Below are 20727 nucleotides of genomic sequence, written 5' to 3' on the forward strand. Positions count from 1 at the left end.
CCCCTCAGTGTTCCCGAGGGACGCGGACCACGCCTTCCTGGATGACCGAGAGGGCGAGCCGCCCGTCCTGGGTGTAGATGCGGGCCTGGCCGAGGCCCCGGCCGCCGGACGCGGACGGCGACTCCTGGTCGTACAGCAGCCACTCGTCGGCGCGGAAGGGCCGGTGGAACCACATCGCGTGGTCCAGGGAGGCCCCGACGACGTCCCCGACGGCCCAGCCGCCGCGGCCGTGCGCGAGCAGGACCGAGTCGAGGAGGGTCATGTCGGAGACGTAGGTGGCGAGGACGACGTGCAGCAGGGGGTCGTCGGTGAGTTTGCCGTTGGTGCGGAACCACACCTGGGAGTGCGGCTCGCGCGGGGTGCCGAAGTCGCCGAAGGGCGGGTCGTCGACGTAGCGCAGGTCGACGGCCGCGCGGGCCTGGAGGAAGCGTTCCACGGTCTCGGCGGGCAGGTGCGGGTAGCTCCGCAGCCGGTGCTCGCCGGTGGGGAGGGTCGCCGGGTCCGGGGCGGGCGGCATCGGGGCCTGGTGGTCGAGGCCCTCCTCGTACGTCTGGAAGGACGCCGACAGACCGAAGATCGGCTTGCCGTGCTGGACGGCGACCACGCGGCGGGTGGTGAAGGAGCGGCCGTCGCGCAGTCGGTCGACGTCGTAGACGATGGGGGCGCCGGGGTCGCCGGGGCGCAGGAAGTACGCGTGCAGGGAGTGCGCGTGCCGGTCGGCGGGGACCGTGCGCCCGGCGGCGACCAGCGCCTGGGCGGCCACCTGCCCGCCGAAGACCCGGGGGACGACGGCCCAGCGGGAGTGGCCGCGGAAGATGTCCTCCTCGATCCGCTCGAGGTCGAGCAGGTCGAGGAGGGACTGGAGTGCTTCGCTCATGCCCTGAGGGTCACAGGCCCATGTTCTTCGCGATGATCATCTTCATGACCTCGCTGGTGCCGCCGTAGATGCGGTTGACGCGGTTGTCCGCGTACAGGCGGGCGATCGGGTACTCGTTCATGTAGCCGTAGCCGCCGTGCAGCTGGAGGCAGCGGTCGATGACGCGGTGGGCGACCTCGGTGCAGAACAGCTTGGCGCTGGCGGCCTCGGCGGGGGTGAGCTCACCGGCGTCCAGGGCCTCGGTCGCGCGGTCGGCGACGGCCTCGGCGGCGTCCACCTCGGCCTGGCAGGCGGCCAGCTCGAACTTGGTGTTCTGGAAGTGGGCGACCGGCTTGCCGAAGACGGTGCGCTCCCGCACGTACTGCGTGGCGAACCGGACGGCGGCCTTGGCCTGCGCGTAGGCGCCGTAGGCGATGCCCCAGCGCTCCGAGGCGAGGTTGTGACCGAGGTAGGAGAAGCCCTTGTTCTCCTCGCCGAGGAGGTCCTCGACGGGCACCTTGACGTCGACGAAGGCCAGCTCGGCGGTGTCGGAGGTGCGCAGGCCCAGCTTGTCCAGCTTGCGGCCCACCGAGTAGCCCTCGGACGTGGTGTCCACGGCGAACAGGGAGATGCCGTGGCGGCGGTCCTCGGCCGTGGGGGCGTCGGTGCGGGCGCAGACGATCACCTTGTCGGCGTGCACGCCGCCGGTGATGAAGGTCTTGGCGCCGTTGAGGACGTAGTGCGTGCCGTCCTCGGAGAGCTTGGCGGTGGACTTCATGCCCGCGAGGTCGGAACCGGTGCCCGGCTCCGTCATCGCGATGGCCCACATCTCCTCGCCGGTGACGAACTTCGGCAGATAGCGCTTCTTCTGCTCGTCGGTGGCCAGCATGTTGATGTAGGGCAGGGCGAGCAGCACGTGCACGCCGGAGCCGCCGAACTGGACGCCCGCGCGGGCGGTCTCCTCGTAGAGGACCGCCTCGAACTTGTGGCTGTCCATGCCGGCGCCGCCGAACTCCTCGGGCACGTTGATGCCGAAGATGCCCAGCTCACCGAGCTTGTAGTAGAAGTCGCGCGGCGCCTGGCCCGCGGCGAACCACTCGTCGTAGACGGGGACGACCTCGGCCTCGATGAAGGCGCGCAGGGTCTCCCGGAACGCCTCGTGGTCCTCGTTGAACACCGTACGGCGCACCGCGCCACCTCCAGGGTACGTATCTAAGCGCTTGCTCAGACTTCACCGTACCGGCGGGTAGCCAGGGGCGTCCAGAGTCGGCGGTACGTAACCCTCGTCACTCCCCGCGCTCCTCCCCGGCCACCGCCGCGAACGCCCCGCGCGCCATCCGGTGCAGCAGCGACGCCGTCACCGCGCGGCCCGGCAGGGAGCCGGGGCGGCCCAGGTGCGGGGTGGAGTTCAGGAGGCCGAAGACGGAGTGGACCGCGGAGCGGGCGGCGGGCTCGCCGACGGCCGGGTAGACCTCGCGGAGCACCCCGACCCACAGCTCCACGTACTGCCGCTGCAACTGCCGCACCATCTTGCGGTCGGCGTCCCGGAGGCGGTCCAGCTCGCGGTCGTGCAGGGTGATGAGCGGGCGGTCGTCGAGCGCGAAGTCGATGTGCCCCTCGATGAGCGAGTCGAGGACCGCCGCGGAGCCGGTCGCCTCGCCGGCCTCCGCCAGCCGCCGCTTCGCCCCGGTCAGCAGGGAGTCGCTGATCCCGACCAGCAGCTCGGCGAGCATCGCGTCCTTGCCGGCGAAGTGCCGGTAGAGGCCGGGACCGCTGATGCCGACCGCGGCGCCTATCTCGTCGACGCCGACACCGTGGAAGCCGCGCTCGGCGAAGAGCCGGGCGGCCTCCTTGAGGATCTGCTCGCGGCGGGTGGGGGCGTCGGTTCTCGTGGCCATGGGGTCGATTCTAGACAGGCGGGTTAGCGCTCGTTAACCTGAGGGAAATGCGTTAACGCTCATTAACCGATCGGCCCATCGGCCGATCGACCATCAGGTGAGGGGACCGCGGGATGCACGAGGCACCGGAGCTGACGACGGCGGCGGATCCCGCGTCGGAGGCCTTTCGGGCCAACGAGGAGGCGCACCGCGTCCTCGTGGAGGAGCTGCGCGCCAAGCTCGCGGCGGCCCGGCTCGGCGGCGGCGAGCGGGCCCGGGCCCGGCACACCGCGCGCGGCAAGCTGCTGCCGCGCGACCGTGTGGACACGCTGCTCGATCCGGGCTCGCCGTTCCTGGAGCTGGCGCCGCTCGCGGCCGACGGGCTCTACGACGGGCAGGCCCCGGCCGCCGGCGTCATCGCCGGGATCGGCCGGGTCAGCGGCCGGGAGTGCGTGATCGTCGCCAACGACGCCACCGTCAAGGGCGGCACGTACTACCCGATGACCGTGAAGAAGCATCTGCGGGCGCAGGAGGTGGCGCTGGAGAACCGGCTGCCGTGCCTGTATCTCGTGGACTCCGGCGGCGCCTTCCTGCCGATGCAGGACGAGGTCTTCCCGGACCGCGAGCACTTCGGGCGGATCTTCTACAACCAGGCCCGGATGTCCGGCGCCGGCATCCCGCAGATCGCCGCCGTCCTCGGCTCCTGCACGGCGGGCGGCGCGTACGTCCCGGCGATGAGCGACGAGGCGGTGATCGTCCGCGGGCAGGGGACGATCTTCCTGGGCGGTCCGCCGCTGGTGAAGGCGGCCACCGGCGAGGTGGTCACGGCGGAGGAGCTGGGCGGCGGCGAGGTCCACTCGCGGGTGTCCGGGGTGACCGACCACCTGGCCGAGGACGACGCGCACGCGCTGCGGATCGTGCGGCAGATCGTCTCCACGCTGCCCGGGCGCGGCCCGCTCCCCTGGGGTGTCGAGCCGGCCGTCGAGCCGAAGGTGGACCCGCGGCAGATGTCCGGCGCGGTCCCGGTCGACTCCCGCACCCCCTACGACGTCCGCGAGGTCATCGCGCGGGTGGTGGACGGCTCCCGGTTCGCCGAGTTCAAGTCCGAGTACGGGCAGACCCTCGTCACCGGCTTCGCCCGGATCCACGGCCACCCGGTGGGGATCGTCGCCAACAACGGCATCCTCTTCTCCGAGTCGGCCCAGAAGGGCGCCCACTTCGTCGAGCTGTGCGACCAGCGCGGCATCCCGCTGGTGTTCCTGCAGAACATCTCCGGGTTCATGGTCGGCAGGGACTACGAGGCCGGGGGCATCGCCAAGCACGGCGCCAAGATGGTGACGGCGGTGGCGTGCACGCGCGTGCCCAAGCTGACGGTCGTCGTCGGCGGGTCGTACGGCGCGGGGAACTACTCGATGTGCGGGCGGGCGTACTCGCCGCGGTTCCTGTGGATGTGGCCGGGGGCCAAGATCTCCGTCATGGGCGGCGAGCAGGCCGCGTCCGTGCTGGCCACGGTCAAGCGGGACCAGCTGGAGGGGCGGGGCGAGGAGTGGCCGGCCGAGGAGGAGGAGACCTTCAAGGCGCCGATCCGCGCGCAGTACGAGCACCAGGGGAACGCCTACTACGCGAGTGCCCGCCTGTGGGACGACGGGGTGATCGAGCCCGCCGACACCCGGCAGGTGCTGGGTCTGGCCCTGACCGCGTGTGCCAACGCGCCACTGGGCGAGCCCCGGTTCGGCGTCTTCCGGATGTGAGGAGGGGACTTCGATGGGAAGCGCGATGGGGAGCTTGATGTTCGACACGGTACTGGTGGCCAACCGCGGTGAGATCGCGGTGCGTGTCATCCGGACTCTGCGCTCGATGGGCGTGCGCTCGGTGGCGGTCTTCTCCGACGCCGACGCGGACGCGCGGCACGTGCGGGAGGCCGACGAGGCGGTACGGATCGGCCCGGCGCCGGCGGCGGAGAGCTATCTGTCCGTCGAGCGGCTGCTGGAGGCGGCGGCGCGGACGGGGGCGCGGGCCGTCCATCCGGGGTACGGCTTCCTCGCCGAGAACGCCGGTTTCGCGCGGGCCTGCGAGGAGGCGGGGCTGGTCTTCATCGGACCGTCCGCCGACGCCATCGCCCTGATGGGCGACAAGATCCGCGCCAAGGAGACGGTGCGGGCGGCCGGGGTGCCGGTGGTACCGGGCAGCAGTGGCAGCGGGCTGACCGACGCGCAGCTCGCCGACGCGGCCCGCGAGATCGGGACGCCGGTGCTGCTGAAGCCGTCGGCGGGTGGTGGCGGCAAGGGCATGCGGCTGGTGCGGGACGCGGCCGTGCTCGCCGACGAGATCGCCGCCGCCCGCCGCGAGGCCCGCGCCTCCTTCGGCGACGACACGCTGCTGGTGGAGCGGTGGATCGACCGGCCCCGGCACATCGAGATCCAGGTCCTGGCCGACGGCCACGGCAACGTGGTGCACCTGGGCGAGCGCGAGTGCTCGCTGCAACGCCGCCACCAGAAGATCATCGAGGAGGCGCCGAGCGTGCTCCTCGACGAGGCGACCCGCGCCGCGATGGGCGAGGCGGCCGTGCAGGCGGCGCGCTCGTGCGGCTACCGGGGCGCGGGCACGGTCGAGTTCATCGTGCCGGGCAGCGATCCCTCCCAGTACTACTTCATGGAGATGAACACCCGCCTCCAGGTCGAGCACCCGGTGACCGAGCTGGTCACGGGCCTGGACCTGGTGGAGTGGCAGCTGCGGGTGGCGGCGGGCGAGCCGCTCGGGCTCGGGCAGGAGGACGTACGGCTGACCGGGCACGCGGTCGAGGCCCGGCTGTGCGCGGAAGACCCGTCGCGCGGCTTCCTCCCCTCCGGCGGCACGGTGCTGCTGCTGGACGAGCCCGAGGGCGTCGGGGTGCGCACCGACTCCGGGCTCAGCGAGGGCGGCGAGGTCGGCAGCCTCTACGACCCGATGCTGTCCAAGGTGATCGCGTACGGTCCCGACCGCGCCACCGCGCTGCGCAAGCTGCGGGCGGCCCTCGCGCGGACGGTGACGCTGGGCGTGCAGACCAACGCCGGGTTCCTGCGCCGGCTCCTCGCCCACCCGGCGGTGGTGGCGGGCGAGCTGGACACCGGGCTGGTGGAGCGGGAGGTCGACGGCCTGGTCCCCACCGACGTACCGGAGGAGGTGTACGAGGCGGCGGCGGCCGTACGGCTGGACGCGCTGCGTCCGCGCGGCGGCGGCTGGACGGACCCGTTCTCGGTGCCGAGCGGGTGGCGCATGGGCGGCGAGCCGAAGTCCGTCACCTTCCACCTGCGGGTCACCGATCCGGTGGAACACACCCCGCGCGGCACGCACACCGTCACCGAGGACCACGTGTCGGTGACCCTGGACGGCGTCCGGCACACCTTCCACCGCGCCGCCGACTGGCTGGGCCGGGACGGCGACGCCTGGCACGTGCGCGACCACGACCCGGTCGCCGCCTCGCTGACCGGCGCCGCCCACGCGGGCGCCGACTCGCTGACCGCGCCGATGCCGGGCACGGTGACGGTGGTGAAGGTCGCCGTCGGCGACGAGGTGAGCGCGGGGCAGAGCCTGCTGGTCGTGGAGGCCATGAAGATGGAGCACGTCATCTCCGCCCCGCACGCCGGCACGGTCGCCGAGCTGGACGTGGCGCCGGGCACGACGGTCGCCATGGACCAGGTGCTGGCGGTCATCGCCCCGGCAGAGGAGGAGACGTCGTGAACGCCCCCGAACTGGGCCTGCCCATGGCCGTCCCGGCGGGCGGCCTGCCCGCCCGCGTCCGGATCCACGAGGTCGGCGCGCGCGACGGCCTGCAGAACGAGAAGGCGACCGTCCCGGCGGTGGTGAAGGCGGAGTTCATCCGCCGCCTGGCCGGTACGGGCCTGACCACCATCGAGGCGACGAGCTTCGTGCACCCCGAGTGGGTGCCCCAGCTGGCGGACGCGGAGGAGCTGTTCCCGGCGGTCGCGGACCTGCCGGTCGACCTTCCCGTCCTGGTGCCGAACGAACGCGGACTGGACCGGGCCCTGGCGCTCGGCGCCCGCCGCGTCGCGGTCTTCGCCAGCGCCACGGAGTCCTTCGCCCGGGCCAACCTGAACCGCACGCTGGACGAGGCCCTGGCCATGTTCGAGCCGGTGGTGGAGCGGGCGAAGGCGTCGGACGTCCACGTCCGCGGCTACCTCTCCATGTGCTTCGGCGACCCGTGGGAGGGCGCGGTCCCCGTGGAGCAGGTGGCGAGGGTCTGCCGGGCCCTGCTGGACATGGGCTGCGACGAACTGAGCCTGGGCGACACGATCGGGGTGGCGACCCCGGGGCACGTCAGCGCGCTGCTCACCGCGCTCACCGCGGCAGGCGTCCCCGTGGACACCCTCGGCGTCCACTTCCACGACACCTACGGCCAGGCCCTGTCGAACACGTACACCGCCCTGCGGCACGGCGTGACGACCGTCGACGCCTCCGCCGGCGGACTGGGCGGCTGCCCCTACGCGAAGTCCGCCACCGGCAACCTCGCCACCGAAGACCTCGTGTGGATGCTGCGCGGCCTCGGCATCGACACCGGGGTCGACCTCGGCTCTCTGGTCGCCACCAGCGTCTGGATGGCCGCCCACCTGGGCCGACCCAGCCCGTCCCGCACCGTTCGGGCCCTCGCGGGTCCGGGCGACGACTCCCACAAGGAGCACTGACGACCATGGACCACAAGCTCTCTCCCGAGCTGGAGGACCTCCGCCGCACGGTGGAGGCGTTCGCGCACGACGTCGTGGCACCCAAGATCGGCGACTTCTACGAGCGGCACGAGTTCCCGTACGAGATCGTCCGGGAGATGGGCCGCATGGGCCTGTTCGGCCTGCCGTTCCCGGAGGAGTACGGCGGCATGGGCGGTGACTACCTGGCCCTCGGCATCGCCCTGGAGGAGCTGGCCCGGGTCGACTCGTCGGTGGCCATCACACTGGAGGCGGGCGTCTCGCTGGGCGCGATGCCGATCCACCTGTTCGGCACCGAGGAGCAGAAGCGGACGTGGCTGCCCCGGCTGTGCTCCGGCGAGACGCTCGGCGCGTTCGGCCTGACCGAACCCGACGGCGGCTCGGACGCGGGCGCGACGCGTACGACGGCCCGCCTGGACGAGGCGACGGACGAATGGGTCATCAACGGCACCAAGTGCTTCATCACCAACTCGGGCACGGACATCACGGGCCTGGTGACGGTCACGGCGGTCACCGGCCGCGGGCCGGACGACCGGCCCCTGATCTCGTCGATCATCGTCCCGTCCGGCACCCCGGGCTTCACGGTGGCCGCGCCGTACTCGAAGGTCGGCTGGAACGCCTCGGACACGCGTGAGCTGTCCTTCTGTGACGTCCGGGTCCCGGCGGCGAACCTGCTGGGCGAACGGGGCCGCGGCTACGCCCAGTTCCTGCGCATCCTCGACGAGGGGCGGATCGCCATCGCCGCGCTGGGCACGGGGCTCGCGCAGGGCTGTGTGGACGAGTCCGTCAAGTACGCGAAGGAACGTCACGCCTTCGGCCGGCCGATCGGCGCCAACCAGGCCATCCAGTTCAAGATCGCCGACATGGAGATGAAGGCCCACACGGCCCGGCTCGCGTGGCGCGACGCGGCCTCCCGGCTGGTGGCGGGCGACCCGTTCAAGAAGGAGGCGGCGCTGGCCAAGCTGTACTCGTCGACGATCGCGGTGGACAACGCCCGGGACGCCACGCAGATCCACGGCGGCTACGGCTTCATGAACGAGTACCCCGTGGCGCGTATGTGGCGGGACGCGAAGATCCTGGAGATCGGCGAGGGCACGAGCGAGGTCCAGCGGATGCTGATCGCGCGGGAGTTGGGCCTGGTGAGCTGAGGTACGGCCGGTGGGGACGGGGTCGGTCGCGGCCCCGTCCGCAGCCCACCCCCTGGACAAGATCTGAGGTTAGGCTAACCTACCTTCGACTTGTCCCGCGGATGCTCCGCACCGTTCGAAAGCAGCCACGCCATGTTCAACGCCAGAGCTACCCACCCGACCCGCCGCGGAATCCTCGCCGCAGGCGGTGCCGTCGGCCTCGGCGCCGTGCTCGCGGCCTGCGGTGACGACGACGCGGACAGCGGTGGCTCCGGCAAGGAGGCGGGGGCGGCGGGGTCCGGCCCCTGGTCCTTCAAGGACGACCGCGGCACGACCGTGAAGCTGGACAAGGTGCCGACGAAGATCGTCGCCTTCACCGGTGTCGCCGCCGCCCTCCACGACTACGGCGTCCAGGTCGAGGGCGTCTTCGGGCCCACCACGACCAAGGACGGCAAGCCCGACGTCCAGGCCGGCGACCTCGACGTGGACAAGGTCACCGTGCTCGGCAACGAGTGGGGCAAGCTCAACGTCGAGAAGTACGCCGCCCTCGCCCCCGAGGTGCTCGTCACCACGACGTTCGACACCGCGGGCACCCTCTGGTCCGTCCCGGAGGAATCCAAGGACAAGATCGCCAAGCTGGCCCCGAGCGTCGCGGTCTCCGTCTTCGACCGCCAGCTCACCCAGCCGCTCCAGCGCATGTGGGAGCTGGCCGATTCGCTCGGCGCGGACATGAAGGCGAAGAAGGTCACCGACGCCAAGGCCGCCTTCGAGAAGGCCGCGGCCCGGCTGCGCGCCGCCGCCAAGGCCAAGCCCGAGATCAGGGTGCTGGCCGGCTCCGCGAGCCCGGAGCTCTTCTACGTCTCCGGCACCAACCTCTCCGTCGACCTGGAGTACTTCAAGGCCCTCGGCGTCAACTTCGTCGAGCCCTCCGAGGAGGCCAAGAAGGCGACCGGCGGCTGGTTCGAGAGCCTGAGCTGGGAGAACGTCGACAAGTACCCGGCCGACGTCATCATCATGGACGACCGCGCCTCGACCATCCAGCCCGCGGACATCACCGAGGGCACCTGGAAGCAGCTCCCCGCGGTCAAGGCCGGCCAGGTCATCTCCCGCTCCCCGGAGCCGATCCTGTCGTACGACAAGTGCACGCCGCTGCTCGACAACCTGGCAGAGGCGATCGAGAACGCCAAGAAGGTCGGCTGACCTCTCGCCCCCTCCCCTCCTCCCGGAGCACTCCATGACGACGGCCGTAGCCGCCCCGTTCCGTTTCTTCTCCCTCCAGGTCGTACGGACGAGGCGGCTCGGCCCGTCTCTGGCCCGGGTCACCTTCGCGGGGCCCGACCTGCGCGGCTTCCACTCCGACGGACAGGACCAGTCGCTTTCGCTGTTCCTGCCGCACCCGGGGCAGGAGGAGCCCGCGGTGCCCATCGAACTCGGCGACGGCTGGTGGCAGGGGTGGCGTGAACTGCCGGACGACGTGCGGGCGGTGATGCGCTCGTACACGCTGCGGGCCCTGCGCCGGGACAGCGACGGTGACACCGTCGAGATCGACATCGACTTCGTACTGCACGGCGTCGGACCGGAATCCCCGGTCCAGCCGGGCCCCGCCTCCCGCTGGGCCGCCGACGCCGCCCCCGGCGACCGGGTCGTCCTGCTCGGCCCCGCGGTCGCCGACAACAGGGCGATCCGCTTCCGGCCGCCCGAGGACACCGACCTGGTGGTCGTCTGGGGCGACGAGACCGCCGTGCCGGCCGCCTGCGCCATCGTCGAGTCGCTGCCGGCCGGCACCCGCGCCCGGGTCTGGCTGGAGGTGCCGCACGCCGAGGACGCGCAGGAGCTGAGGACGGCGGCGGACGCCGAGATCAACTGGCTGGTCAAGGACGTCACCAGCGGACCCGAGTCGACCCTCGCCACCCTCCGCGCGGCCCAACTGCCGTCCGCCGAGCACCCGTACGTCTGGATCGCCGGCGAGTCCGGCCGCGTCAAGCGACTGCGCCGGCACTTCGTGGGCGAACGCGGCGTCGACCGCCGCCGCGTCACCTTCGTCGGCTACTGGCGCCAGGGCCTGACGGAGGAACAACTCCGCGAACAGGGCTGACGCCCGCCCCTCAGGATCTCGGACACCTCAACTCCCCGCCCCCGTCGCACAGATGGGACGCGAGTGACGGCAGTCACGCAGCGGCACGCGTTTGAACAGAGTTGGTTAGGTTAGGCTAACCTAAGTCGAAGCCAGGGCTCCGCCCTCTCCCGTCCCTCTCGGACCGTCCCCACCGGAGGACCCCCACATGCGCTCGCACCTGCTCAACGACACCACCGCGGAGCAGTACCGCCGCTCCGTGACCGAAGGAGTCGAGCGGGTGGCCGCCAGAATCGCCACCACCGACCGTCCGTTCACCGGTGTCACGGTCGACGCCCTCTCCCCCCGCATCGACGAGATCGACCTCGACAAGCCGCTGCACGACACGGCCGCGGTCCTCGACGAGCTGGAGGACGTCTACCTCCGCGACGCCGTCTACTTCCACCACCCCCGCTACCTCGCCCACCTCAACTGCCCCGTCGTCATACCGGCCGTACTCGGCGAAGCCGTCCTGTCCGCCGTCAACTCCTCCCTGGACACCTGGGACCAGTCGGCCGGCGGCACACTCATCGAGCGGAAACTGATCGACTGGACCTGCGCCCGGATCGGCCTCGGCCCGGCGGCCGACGGCGTGTTCACCTCCGGCGGCACCCAGTCCAACCTCCAGGCGCTGCTGCTGGCCCGCGAGGAGGCGAAGACGGACAACTTCGCCGACCTGCGCGTCTTCGCCTCCGAGGTCAGCCACTTCAGCGTCAAGAAGTCCGCGAAACTGCTCGGCCTCGGCCCCGACGCCGTCGTGTCGATCCCCGTCGACCACGACAAGCGCATGCGGACCGTCGCCCTCGCCCGCGAGCTGGAGCGCTGCGCGGCGGACGGCCTGGTCCCCATGGCCGTCGTCGCCACCGGCGGCACCACCGACTTCGGCTCCATCGACCCGCTGCCCGAGATCGCCGAACTGTGCGAGCAGTACGGCGTGTGGATGCACGTGGACGCGGCCTACGGCTGCGGACTGCTCGCCTCCCTGAAGTACCGGGACCGCATCGACGGCATCGAGCGGGCCGACTCGGTCACCGTGGACTACCACAAGTCCTTCTTCCAGCCGGTGAGTTCCTCGGCCGTGCTGGTGCGGGACGTGGCCACCCTGCGCCACGCCACCTACCACGCGGAGTACCTCAACCCGCGCCGCATGGTGCAGGAACGTATCCCCAACCAGGTGGACAAGTCCCTCCAGACCACCCGCCGCTTCGACGCGCTCAAGCTGTGGATGACGCTGCGCGTGATGGGCGCCGACGGCATCGGGCAGCTCTTCGACGAGGTGTGCGACCTGGCCGCCGAGGGGTGGAAGCTGATCGCCGCCGACCCGCGCTTCGACGTCGTGGTCCAGCCGTCGCTGTCCACCCTGGTCTTCCGCTACGTACCGGCGGCCGTCACCGACCCCGCCGAGATCGACCGCGCCAACCTGTACGCCCGCAAGGCCCTGTTCGCCTCCGGCGACGCCGTGGTCGCGGGCACCAAGGTGGCCGGACGCCACTACCTGAAGTTCACCCTGCTCAACCCCGAGACGACCACGGCCGACATCGCCGCCGTCCTCGACCTGATCGCCGGCCACGCCGAGCAGTACCTGGGAGAGTCCCTTGACCGCGCTTCCTGAGTCCACCACGACGTCCACCACGACGTACGACTTCGTGGGGATCGGCCTCGGCCCCTTCAATCTCGGCCTCGCCTGCCTGACCGAACCCATCGCCGAACTCCGCGGCGTCTTCCTGGAGTCCAAGCCGGACTTCGAGTGGCACGCCGGCATGTTCCTGGACGGCGCCCACCTCCAGACGCCGTTCATGTCGGACCTGGTCACCCTCGCCGACCCGACGTCCCCGTACTCCTTCCTCAACTACCTGAAGGAGAAGGGCCGGCTGTACTCGTTCTACATCCGGGAGAACTTCTACCCGCTGCGCGTCGAGTACGACGACTACTGCCGCTGGGCCGCGAACAGACTGAGCAGCGTCCGCTTCAGTACGACGGTCACGGAGGTGACCTACGACGAGCGGGAGGAGCTGTACGTCGTCGCCACGACCGACGGCGACACCTACCGCGCCCGCCGCCTCGTCCTCGGCACCGGCACCCCGCCGCACATACCCGACGCGTGCCGGGGCCTGGCCGGCGACTTCCTCCACAACAGCCGCTACATGCGGCACAAGGCCGAGCTCCAGAAGAAGGAGTCGATCACGCTGGTCGGCAGCGGCCAGTCCGCCGCCGAGATCTACTACGACCTGCTGAGCGAGATCGACGTCCACGGCTACCGGCTCAACTGGGTGACCCGCTCCCCGCGCTTCTTCCCCCTCGAATACACCAAACTCACGCTGGAGATGACCTCACCGGAGTACGTGGACTACTACCACGCGCTGCCGGAGGACACCCGCTACCGCCTCACGGCCGAGCAGAAGGGCCTGTTCAAGGGCATCGACGGCGACCTGATCAACGAGATCTTCGACCTGCTCTACCAGAAGAAGCTCGGCGGCCCGGTCCCCACCCGCCTGCTCACCAACTCGGCGCTCACCAGCGCCCGGTACGCGGACGGCACGTACACGCTCGGCTTCCGGCAGGAGGAACAGGGCAAGGACTTCGAGCTGGTCTCGGACGGCCTGATCCTCGCCACCGGCTACAAGTACGCCGAACCGGAGTTCCTGAAGCCGGTCCGCGACCGCCTGGTGTACGACACCCACGGCAGCTTCGACGTCGGCCGCAACTACGCCGTCGACGTCACCGGACAGGGCGTCTTCCTCCAGAACGCCGGCGTCCACACGCACAGCATCACCAGCCCCGACCTGGGTATGGGCGCATACCGCAACAGCTGCATCATCCGGGAGCTGCTCGGCACCGAGTACTACCCGGTCGAGAAGACCATCGCGTTCCAGGAGTTCTCCGTATGACCTTCACGTTCCGCCCCCTCGACCCGCTGAAGGACGCCGAGCTCCTGCACACCTGGGTCACCCACCCCAAGGCCGCCTTCTGGATGATGCAGGGCGCGAAGCTGGAGGACGTCGAGCGCGCGTACATGGAGATGGCCGCCGACGAGCACCACCACGCCCTGCTCGGCCTCAAGGACGGCGAGCCCGCCTTCCTGATGGAGAAGTACGACCCCGTCCACCGCGAACTGGCGGGCCTGTACACCCCGCAGCCCGGGGACGTCGGCATGCACTTCCTCACGCCGCCGACGGACCGGCCGGTACGGGGGTTCACCCGCTCCGTGATCACCGCCGTCATGGCGCACCTCTTCGAGGACCCCGCCACCCGGCGGGTGGTCGTCGAACCCGACGTCCACAACACGGCCGTACACGCCCTGAACGAGGCCGTCGGCTTCGTGGCGGAGCGCGAGATAGACAAGCCCGAGAAGCGGGCCCTGCTCAGTTTCTGCACCCGGGAGCGGTTCCTCGCGGCGACGGCGGTGTCCGCATGAGCCTCGCCGACGCCGTCTCCCACCTCTCCCCCGAGCGCTGGGAGCAGGCCAACCGCCTCCTGATCCGCAAGGCGCTGGCCGAGTTCACGCACGAGCGGCTGATCACGCCGGAACACTCCACGGGCGACGCGTACGTCGTCCGCTCCGACGACGGCGAGACCGAGTACCGCTTCACCGCCACCGTCCGCGCCCTGGACCACTGGCAGGTGGACGCCGCCTCCATCACCCGCCACCGCGACGGCCGGGAACTCCCGCTGGCCGCGCTGGACTTCTTCATCGAGCTGAAGGAGTCGCTGGGGCTGAGCGACAAGATCCTGCCCGTCTACCTGGAGGAGATCTCCTCCACCCTCTCCGGCACCTGCTACAAGCTGACCAAACCGAAGCTCACCTCCGCCGAGCTGGCCGGCAGCGACTTCCAGGCCGTCGAGACCGGGATGACCGAGGGCCACCCCTGCTTCGTCGCCAACAACGGGCGGCTCGGCTTCGGCGTCCACGAGTACCTGTCGTACGCCCCCGAGACCGCGAGTCCGGTCCGGCTGGTGTGGCTGGCCGCGCACCGCTCGCGGGCGGCGTTCACGGCCGGTGTCGGGATCGAGTACGAGTCCTTCGTACGCGACGAGCTGGGCGAGTCGACGGTCGAGCGTTTCCACGGCGTGCTGCGCGAGCGCGGCCTGGACCCGGCCGACTACCTGTTCATCCCGGTCCACCCCTGGCAGTGGTGGAACAAGCTCACCGTCACCTTCGCCGCCGAGGTCGCCCGCGGGCACCTGGTCTGCCTCGGCGAGGGCGACGACGAGTACCTGGCGCAGCAGTCCATCCGCACCTTCTTCAACACCTCGCACCCCGAGAAGCACTACGTGAAGACGGCCCTGTCCGTCATCAACATGGGCTTCATGCGCGGCCTGTCGGCGGCGTACATGGAGGCGACCCCGGCCATCAACGACTGGCTCGCCCAGCTCATCGAGGGCGACCCGGTGCTGAAGTCGACGGGTCTGTCGATCATCCGGGAGCGGGCGGCCGTCGGCTACCGGCACCTGGAGTACGAGCGGGCCACCGACCGCTACTCGCCGTACCGCAAGATGCTGGCGGCGCTGTGGCGTCAGAGCCCGGTGCCGTCCCTGAAGGACGGCGAGACGCTGGCCACCATGGCCTCCCTCGTCCACGTCGACCACGAGGGCGCCTCCTTCGCGGGCGCGCTGATCGAGCGGTCGGGGCTCGCGCCCACCGAGTGGCTGCGGCACTACCTGCGGGCCTACTTCGTGCCGCTGCTGCACAGCTTCTACGCCTACGACCTGGTCTACATGCCGCACGGGGAGAACGTGATCCTCGTGCTGGAGGACGGGGTGGTGCGGCGCGCGGTCTACAAGGACATCGCCGAGGAGATCGCGGTGATGGACCCGGACGCGGTGCTGCCGCCGGAGGTCTCCCGCATCGCGGTGGACGTGCCCGAGGACAAGAAGCTCCTGTCGATCTTCACGGACGTCTTCGACTGCTTCTTCCGCTTCCTCGCCGCGAACCTCGCCGGCGAGGGGATCGTGGAGGAGGAAGCCTTCTGGCGCACGGTCGCGGAGGTCACCCGTGAGTACCAGGAGTCGGTGCCGGAGCTGGCCGAGAAGTTCGCCCAGTACGACATGTTCGCGCCCGAGTTCGCGCTGTCCTGCCTCAACCGGCTCCAGCTGCGTGACAACGAGCAGATGGTGGACCTCTCGGACCCGTCCGGCGCGCTCCAGCTCGTCGGCAACCTGAAGAACCCGATCGCGGGCCTGTAGCGCGGGCCCCGCACAGACGGGCGGGCACCCCGGAGACGGTCCTCCGGGGTGCCCGTCGGGTTTCTACGCCTGAGGTGGCCAGGGCACCTGCGGCGACCGGTAGTAGTCGATCCCGAGCGCCTCCCAGCGCGGCGCCTGCTCGGCGAGCCGCACCTTGTACGTGTCCCAGTCGTGCGTCCGCGCCGGGGACCAGCCCAGCTCGGCGACGCCCGGCAGCCGGGGGAAGGCCATGAAGTCGAGCTGGCCCGGGGTCCCCAGGGTCTCCGTCCACATCGGCGCCTCGACACCCCGGACCGCGGCGGCCGGGGCGCCCGTCAGATAGGCGGCCGGATCCCAGTCGTAGGACCGCCGCACCTCCACGTGGCCCGCCCAGTCCAGGCCCAGCGGGGTGTCCTCGGTGTACTTCATGTCCAGGTACGTCCGGTCGGCCGGGGACAGGATCAGCCCGGTCCCGTTCCGCGCCACCTCGGCGACCCGGGCCTTCTCCTCGGCGCTGGTGCCGTCCAGGCCCCAGTACTGGACGAGCGCGCCCTCGGCCGGGCCCGCGGCGGCCAGCTGGTGCCAGCCGACGACCGTCTTGCCGTACTCGGCGACGATCGGCTGCACCCGGTCCATGAACGTCACGAAGTCCTCGTGCGGGGTGGAGTGCGCCTCGTCGCCCCCGATGTGGAGGTAGCGGCCCGGGGTGAGCGCGGCGAGCTCGCGCACGACGTCGTCGACGAAGTCGTACGTGACGTCCTTGTCCACGCACAGCGTGGAGAAGCCGACCTCGATGCCGGTGTAGAGCGGGGGCGCCACGCCGTCGCAGTTCAGCTCGGCGTAGGAGGCGAGGGCCGCGTTGGTGTGGCCCGGCATGTCGATCTCCGGGACGACCTCCAGGTGGCGGGAGGCGGCGTAGCGGACGATCTCCTTGTAGTCGTCCTTGGTGTAGTGGCCGCCGGGGCCGCCGCCGGCCTGAGTGGAGCCGCCGTACGTCGCCAGGCGGGGCCAGGAGTCGATGGCGATGCGCCAGCCCTGGTCGTCGCTGAGGTGCAGGTGGAGCTTGTTGTACTTGTAGAGGGCGATCCGGTCGATGTAGCGCTTGACCTCGTCGACGGTGAAGAAGTGCCGTGAGACGTCGAGCATGGCGCCGCGCCAGCCGTAGCGCGGGGTGTCCTCGATGGTGCCGCCCGCGACCAGCCAGGGGCCGCTCTGCACGGAGTCCTTCTCGACGGCGGCGGGCAGGAGCTGGCGGAGGGTCTGGACGCCGTGGAAGAGGCCGGCGGCCTCGCGGGCGGTGATGGTGACGCCGTCGCTCCCGCTGTCGAGGCGGTAGCCCTCGTCGCCGTACGGGCCCTCGGCCAGGCGCAGCCGGATGCCGCCGTGGCCGTGGGAGGTGACGGGGAGCCGGTAGCCGGTGGAGGGCCGCAGGATCTCGGCGAGGTAGTCGCCGATCCGGCGGGCCTCGCGCGAGTCGTCGACGCGGATGTGGGTTGAGCGGGTGACGCGGTACGGGGCGCCGCCCGGGTCGACCGAGGCGGGGGCCGGGATCACCCCGTCCAGGGGGGTCGCGACCGTCTTCCGGACCGGTCCGGCGCCGGATGTCATGGCGCCGACCGCCGCCACCAGCAGCAGCGATCCCAGCAGCCGGGGCAGGCGGGGAGTCGTTCTGTGGTGCCGTCGGTGAGGTCTCACGTGCGCTCCCTTCACGATGGTGCACATATGGCTGCGGACCACTGTCCCTCACAACGGCCGTACGCAGAAGCGGGTGGAACAATCCCCGCATGGCGGAAATCATCCAGAAGGACGGAACGTGGATCTTCGACGGCGACACCCTGCGGCTGACTCCCGGACGGGACAAGAACGTCAGCCTGCTCCGCAAGGAACTGGGTGAACTGCTCGTCCCCCTCGCGGCGTTGGCGGGCATATCCTTCGAACAGGGCAAGAAGTCGGGGCGGCTGCGGCTGCGCCTGCGGGACGGCGCCGACCCGCTGCTGCACGCGACCGCCGGCCGGCTGGCCGAGCCGCACGACCCCTACCAGCTGACCGTGGAGTCCGACCGGTACGGCGTCGCCGAGTACTTCGTGGACGAGGTGCGCAACGCCCTGCTCCTCGACCAGGTTCCGTCCGGCCCGGTGGACGCGTACCTGCTGCCCGGCCCCTCGGTCCCGCTGTCGGTGTCCGCCGGGGACGGTGTCGCCGGCTTCGACGGTGAGCGGGTGCGCCTGGAGTGGAAGTGGCAGGCGGAGGACGCCAAGTCGGCCGGGGGCCCGCGCACCCTGCCCCTGTCGGACATCGTCGCGGTGGAGTGGCAGCCGACGGTCGGCCTGGAGAACGGCCACCTCCGCTTCACCGTGCGGGCCGCGCCGACCAAGGCGCCGCCCAAGTACGACCCGAACGCGGTGGAGCTGTGGGGCTTCAAGAGGGACCCGCTGATGGCGCTGGTGGCCGCGGCCGTGCAGGCCCGTCTCCCGCACCCGTCCGCACCGGCCGCCCCGGACGACGCCCCGCCCGCCGGGGACGCGCCCGCTCCGGCCCCCGCCGCCCCCGCCGAGGACGACCACGACGCGCTGCTGCGGCGGCTGCGTGAACTGGGAGAACTGCACCGCTCCGGAGTGCTGACGGACGAGGAGTTCGGCCAGGCCAAGCAGGCGGTACTGAAGCGGATGTAGGCGTACCCGTGGACGCACACCGAGAAGGCCTGCCCGAAATCGGGCAGGATTCTTGCGAAACCCTCCCCCGTACCTCAGGATCTACCGAGTGCACGACGAACTCGTTGATCATCTGACGCGGTCCACACCCCTGAACCGGGGCGAGGCACTGCGCGTGATCCAGGACGTGCTCGCCTACTTCGACGAGACGACCGAGGAATTCGTCCGTCGCCGCCACCGTGAGCTCCAGGCCCAGGGCCTGGTGAACGCGGTGATCTTCGAACAGATCGAGGCGGACCTGAAATACCGGGCGGTCGCACCGCCGGAGCTGTCGCTCCGGCAGCTGCGCCGCATCGTCTACGGCTGAGAAGCCGAAGAGGACACGAGGTTTACGTATACATGTGCGGAATCGTCGGATACATCGGCAAGCGTGACGTCGCGCCCCTGCTGCTGGAGGGCCTCCAGCGCCTGGAGTACCGCGGCTACGACTCGGCGGGCATCGTCGTCACGTCCCCGAAGGCGGCCGGCCTGAAGATGGTCAAGGCCAAGGGCCGGGTCCGCGACCTGGAGGCCAGGGTCCCGGCACGCTTCAAGGGCACCACCGGCATCGCCCACACCCGCTGGGCCACCCACGGCGCCCCGTCCGACGAGAACGCCCACCCGCACATGTCGGCCGACAACAAGGTCGCCGTCGTGCACAACGGCATCATCGACAACGCCGCCGACCTGCGCCGCAAACTCCAGGCGGACGGCGTCGAGTTCCTCTCCGAGACCGACACCGAGGTCCTCGTCCACCTCATCGCCCGCTCGGAGGCGGTCAAGCTCGAGGACAAGGTCCGCGAGACCCTCCGGGTCATCGAGGGCACGTACGGCATCGCCGTGATGCACGCCGACTTCCCCGAGCGCATCGTCGTCGCCCGCAACGGCTCGCCGGTCGTCCTCGGCATCGGCGAGAAGGAGATGTTCGTCGCCTCGGACATCGCCGCGCTGGTCACCCACACCCGCCAGATAGTCACCCTCGACGACGGCGAGATGGCCACCCTCAAGGCCGACGACTTCCGCACCTACACCACCGAGGGCACCCGCACCACCTCGGAGCCCACCACCGTGGAGTGGGAGGCCGCCTCCTACGACATGGGCGGCCACGACACCTACATGCACAAGGAGATCCACGAGCAGGCCGAGGCCGTGGACCGTGTGCTGCGCGGCCGGATCGACGACCGCTTCTCCACCGTGCACCTCGGCGGCCTGAACCTGGACGCCCGCGACGCGCGTGCCGTGCGCCGGGTGAAGATCCTGGGCTGCGGCACCTCGTACCACGCGGGCCAGATCGGCGCCCAGATGATCGAGGAGCTGGCCCGCATCCCCGCGGACGCCGAGCCCGCCTCCGAGTTCCGCTACCGCAACGCGGTCGTCGACCCCGACACCCTGTACATCGCCGTCTCCCAGTCCGGTGAGACGTACGACGTGCTGGCCGCCGTGCAGGAGCTCAAGCGCAAGGGCGCCCGCGTCCTGGGCATCGTCAACGTGGTCGGCTCGGCGATCGCCCGCGAGGCCGACGGCGGCATGTACGTGCACGCCGGGCCCGAGGTCTGTGTCGTCTCCACCAAGTGCTTCACCAACACCTGCGTCGCCTTCGCGCTGCTGGCCCTGCACCTGGGCCGCACCCGCGACCTCTCGGTCCGCGACGGCAAGCGGATCATCGAGGGCCTGCGCAAGCTGCCCGCGCAGATCTCCGAGATGCTGGAGCGGGAGGAGGACATCAAGAAGCTGGCCGCGCAGTACGCCGACGCCCGCTCGATGCTCTTCATCGGCCGCGTGCGGGGCTACCCGGTCGCCCGCGAGGCCTCCCTGAAGCTGAAGGAGGTCTCCTACATCCACGCCGAGGCCTACCCGGCCTCCGAGCTGAAGCACGGCCCGCTCGCCCTGATCGAGCCGGCCCTGCCGACGGTCGCGATCGTGCCGGACGACGACCTGCTGGAGAAGAACCGCGCGGCCATGGAGGAGATCAAGGCCCGCAGCGGCCAGATCCTCGCCGTCGCCCACCAGGAGCAGGAGAAGGCCGACCACACCATCGTCGTCCCGAAGAACGAGGACGAGCTGGACCCGATCCTGATGGGTATCCCCCTCCAACTCCTCGCCTACCACACGGCGCTGGCCCTGGGCCGGGACATCGACAAGCCCCGCAACCTCGCCAAGTCGGTGACGGTGGAGTAGGGCGGAGCGTCCTTCTCGGCAGG

17 protein-coding genes are annotated in these 20727 nt (G+C 70.9%); 13 read left to right on the plus strand and 4 right to left on the minus strand.

All coding sequences use genetic code 11. From position 1 onward, the window contains the following. Positions 1–4: 4 nt before the first annotated feature. From QC283_RS01925 to QC283_RS01935, 3 genes are all read right to left on the minus strand, one after another. On the minus strand, positions 5–877 hold the full coding sequence (locus tag QC283_RS01925; RefSeq protein WP_279559527.1) for an acyl-CoA thioesterase: 873 nt from the start codon (positions 875–877) through the stop codon (positions 5–7). 10 nt (positions 878–887) lie between these two features. After that, the gene (locus QC283_RS01930; protein ID WP_279559528.1) at positions 888–2045 is read right to left on the minus strand and encodes an acyl-CoA dehydrogenase family protein; all 1158 of its coding nucleotides are present in this window, start codon (positions 2043–2045) and stop codon (positions 888–890) included. A gap of 97 nt (positions 2046–2142) precedes the next feature. Then, positions 2143–2754, minus strand: a complete 612-nt coding sequence (locus QC283_RS01935; RefSeq protein WP_279559529.1) for an SACE_7040 family transcriptional regulator — start codon at positions 2752–2754, stop codon at positions 2143–2145. 113 nt (positions 2755–2867) lie between these two features. Between QC283_RS01935 and QC283_RS01940 the strand changes: the two genes are divergently transcribed. The 10 genes from QC283_RS01940 to QC283_RS01985 all read left to right on the plus strand — a co-directional run bounded on the left by QC283_RS01940 (position 2868) and on the right by QC283_RS01985 (position 15857). Further along, the gene (locus QC283_RS01940; protein ID WP_279559530.1) at positions 2868–4484 is read left to right on the plus strand and encodes a carboxyl transferase domain-containing protein; all 1617 of its coding nucleotides are present in this window, start codon (positions 2868–2870) and stop codon (positions 4482–4484) included. A 37-nt stretch (positions 4485–4521) separates the two neighbouring features. Then, entirely contained in the window at positions 4522–6453 is a 1932-nt protein-coding gene (locus tag QC283_RS01945) for an acetyl/propionyl/methylcrotonyl-CoA carboxylase subunit alpha (RefSeq protein WP_279559531.1), read from the plus strand. Continuing rightward, positions 6450–7415 carry a hydroxymethylglutaryl-CoA lyase gene (locus tag QC283_RS01950; RefSeq protein WP_279559532.1) on the plus strand — a complete coding sequence of 322 codons (966 nt, stop codon included), beginning with the start codon at positions 6450–6452 and terminating at the stop codon, positions 7413–7415. Before QC283_RS01945 ends, QC283_RS01950 begins: the two co-directional genes overlap by 4 nt. A gap of 5 nt (positions 7416–7420) precedes the next feature. Further along, entirely contained in the window at positions 7421–8581 is a 1161-nt protein-coding gene (locus QC283_RS01955; protein WP_279559533.1) for an acyl-CoA dehydrogenase family protein, read from the plus strand. 132 nt (positions 8582–8713) lie between these two features. Then, the gene (locus QC283_RS01960) at positions 8714–9760 is read left to right on the plus strand and encodes an ABC transporter substrate-binding protein (protein ID WP_279559534.1); all 1047 of its coding nucleotides are present in this window, start codon (positions 8714–8716) and stop codon (positions 9758–9760) included. A 34-nt stretch (positions 9761–9794) separates the two neighbouring features. Beyond that, complete coding sequence (locus QC283_RS01965; protein WP_279559535.1) at positions 9795–10655, plus strand: siderophore-interacting protein; 861 nt, start codon at positions 9795–9797, stop codon at positions 10653–10655. Positions 10656–10842: 187 nt separating this feature from the next. Next, on the plus strand, positions 10843–12285 hold the full coding sequence (gene desA, locus QC283_RS01970) for a lysine decarboxylase DesA (protein WP_279559536.1): 1443 nt from the start codon (positions 10843–10845) through the stop codon (positions 12283–12285). After that, complete coding sequence (locus QC283_RS01975; protein ID WP_279559537.1) at positions 12269–13561, plus strand: lysine N(6)-hydroxylase/L-ornithine N(5)-oxygenase family protein; 1293 nt, start codon at positions 12269–12271, stop codon at positions 13559–13561. Before desA ends, QC283_RS01975 begins: the two co-directional genes overlap by 17 nt. Next, positions 13558–14088, plus strand: coding sequence for a GNAT family N-acetyltransferase (locus QC283_RS01980; protein ID WP_279559538.1), 531 nt, complete (start codon positions 13558–13560; stop codon positions 14086–14088). The genes QC283_RS01975 and QC283_RS01980 overlap by 4 nt, the downstream gene beginning before the upstream one ends. Further along, positions 14085–15857, plus strand: coding sequence for an IucA/IucC family protein (locus QC283_RS01985; RefSeq protein WP_279559539.1), 1773 nt, complete (start codon positions 14085–14087; stop codon positions 15855–15857). The genes QC283_RS01980 and QC283_RS01985 overlap by 4 nt, the downstream gene beginning before the upstream one ends. 63 nt (positions 15858–15920) lie before the next feature. Here the strand turns inward: QC283_RS01985 and QC283_RS01990 are convergent, their stop codons facing one another. Continuing rightward, positions 15921–17531: a beta-N-acetylhexosaminidase gene (locus QC283_RS01990; RefSeq protein WP_279559540.1), complete on the minus strand. Its 1611-nt coding sequence runs from the start codon at positions 17529–17531 to the stop codon at positions 15921–15923. Between the two features lie 89 nt (positions 17532–17620). Here QC283_RS01990 and QC283_RS01995 point away from each other — a divergent pair, with 89 nt between their 5' ends. The 3 genes from QC283_RS01995 (at position 17621) to glmS (ending at position 20704) form a co-directional block, all read left to right on the plus strand. Beyond that, entirely contained in the window at positions 17621–18508 is an 888-nt protein-coding gene (locus tag QC283_RS01995; protein WP_279559541.1) for a DUF4429 domain-containing protein, read from the plus strand. An 88-nt stretch (positions 18509–18596) separates the two neighbouring features. Next, positions 18597–18854, plus strand: a complete 258-nt coding sequence (locus QC283_RS02000) for a hypothetical protein (protein WP_279559542.1) — start codon at positions 18597–18599, stop codon at positions 18852–18854. A 32-nt stretch (positions 18855–18886) separates the two neighbouring features. Continuing rightward, positions 18887–20704: a glutamine--fructose-6-phosphate transaminase (isomerizing) gene (glmS, locus tag QC283_RS02005; protein WP_279559543.1), complete on the plus strand. Its 1818-nt coding sequence runs from the start codon at positions 18887–18889 to the stop codon at positions 20702–20704. Positions 20705–20727: the final 23 nt, after the last annotated feature.

Origin of the sequence: Streptomyces sp. DH41 (assembly GCF_029813785.1) — a bacterium.
Classification (GTDB): Bacteria; Actinomycetota; Actinomycetes; order Streptomycetales; family Streptomycetaceae; genus Streptomyces.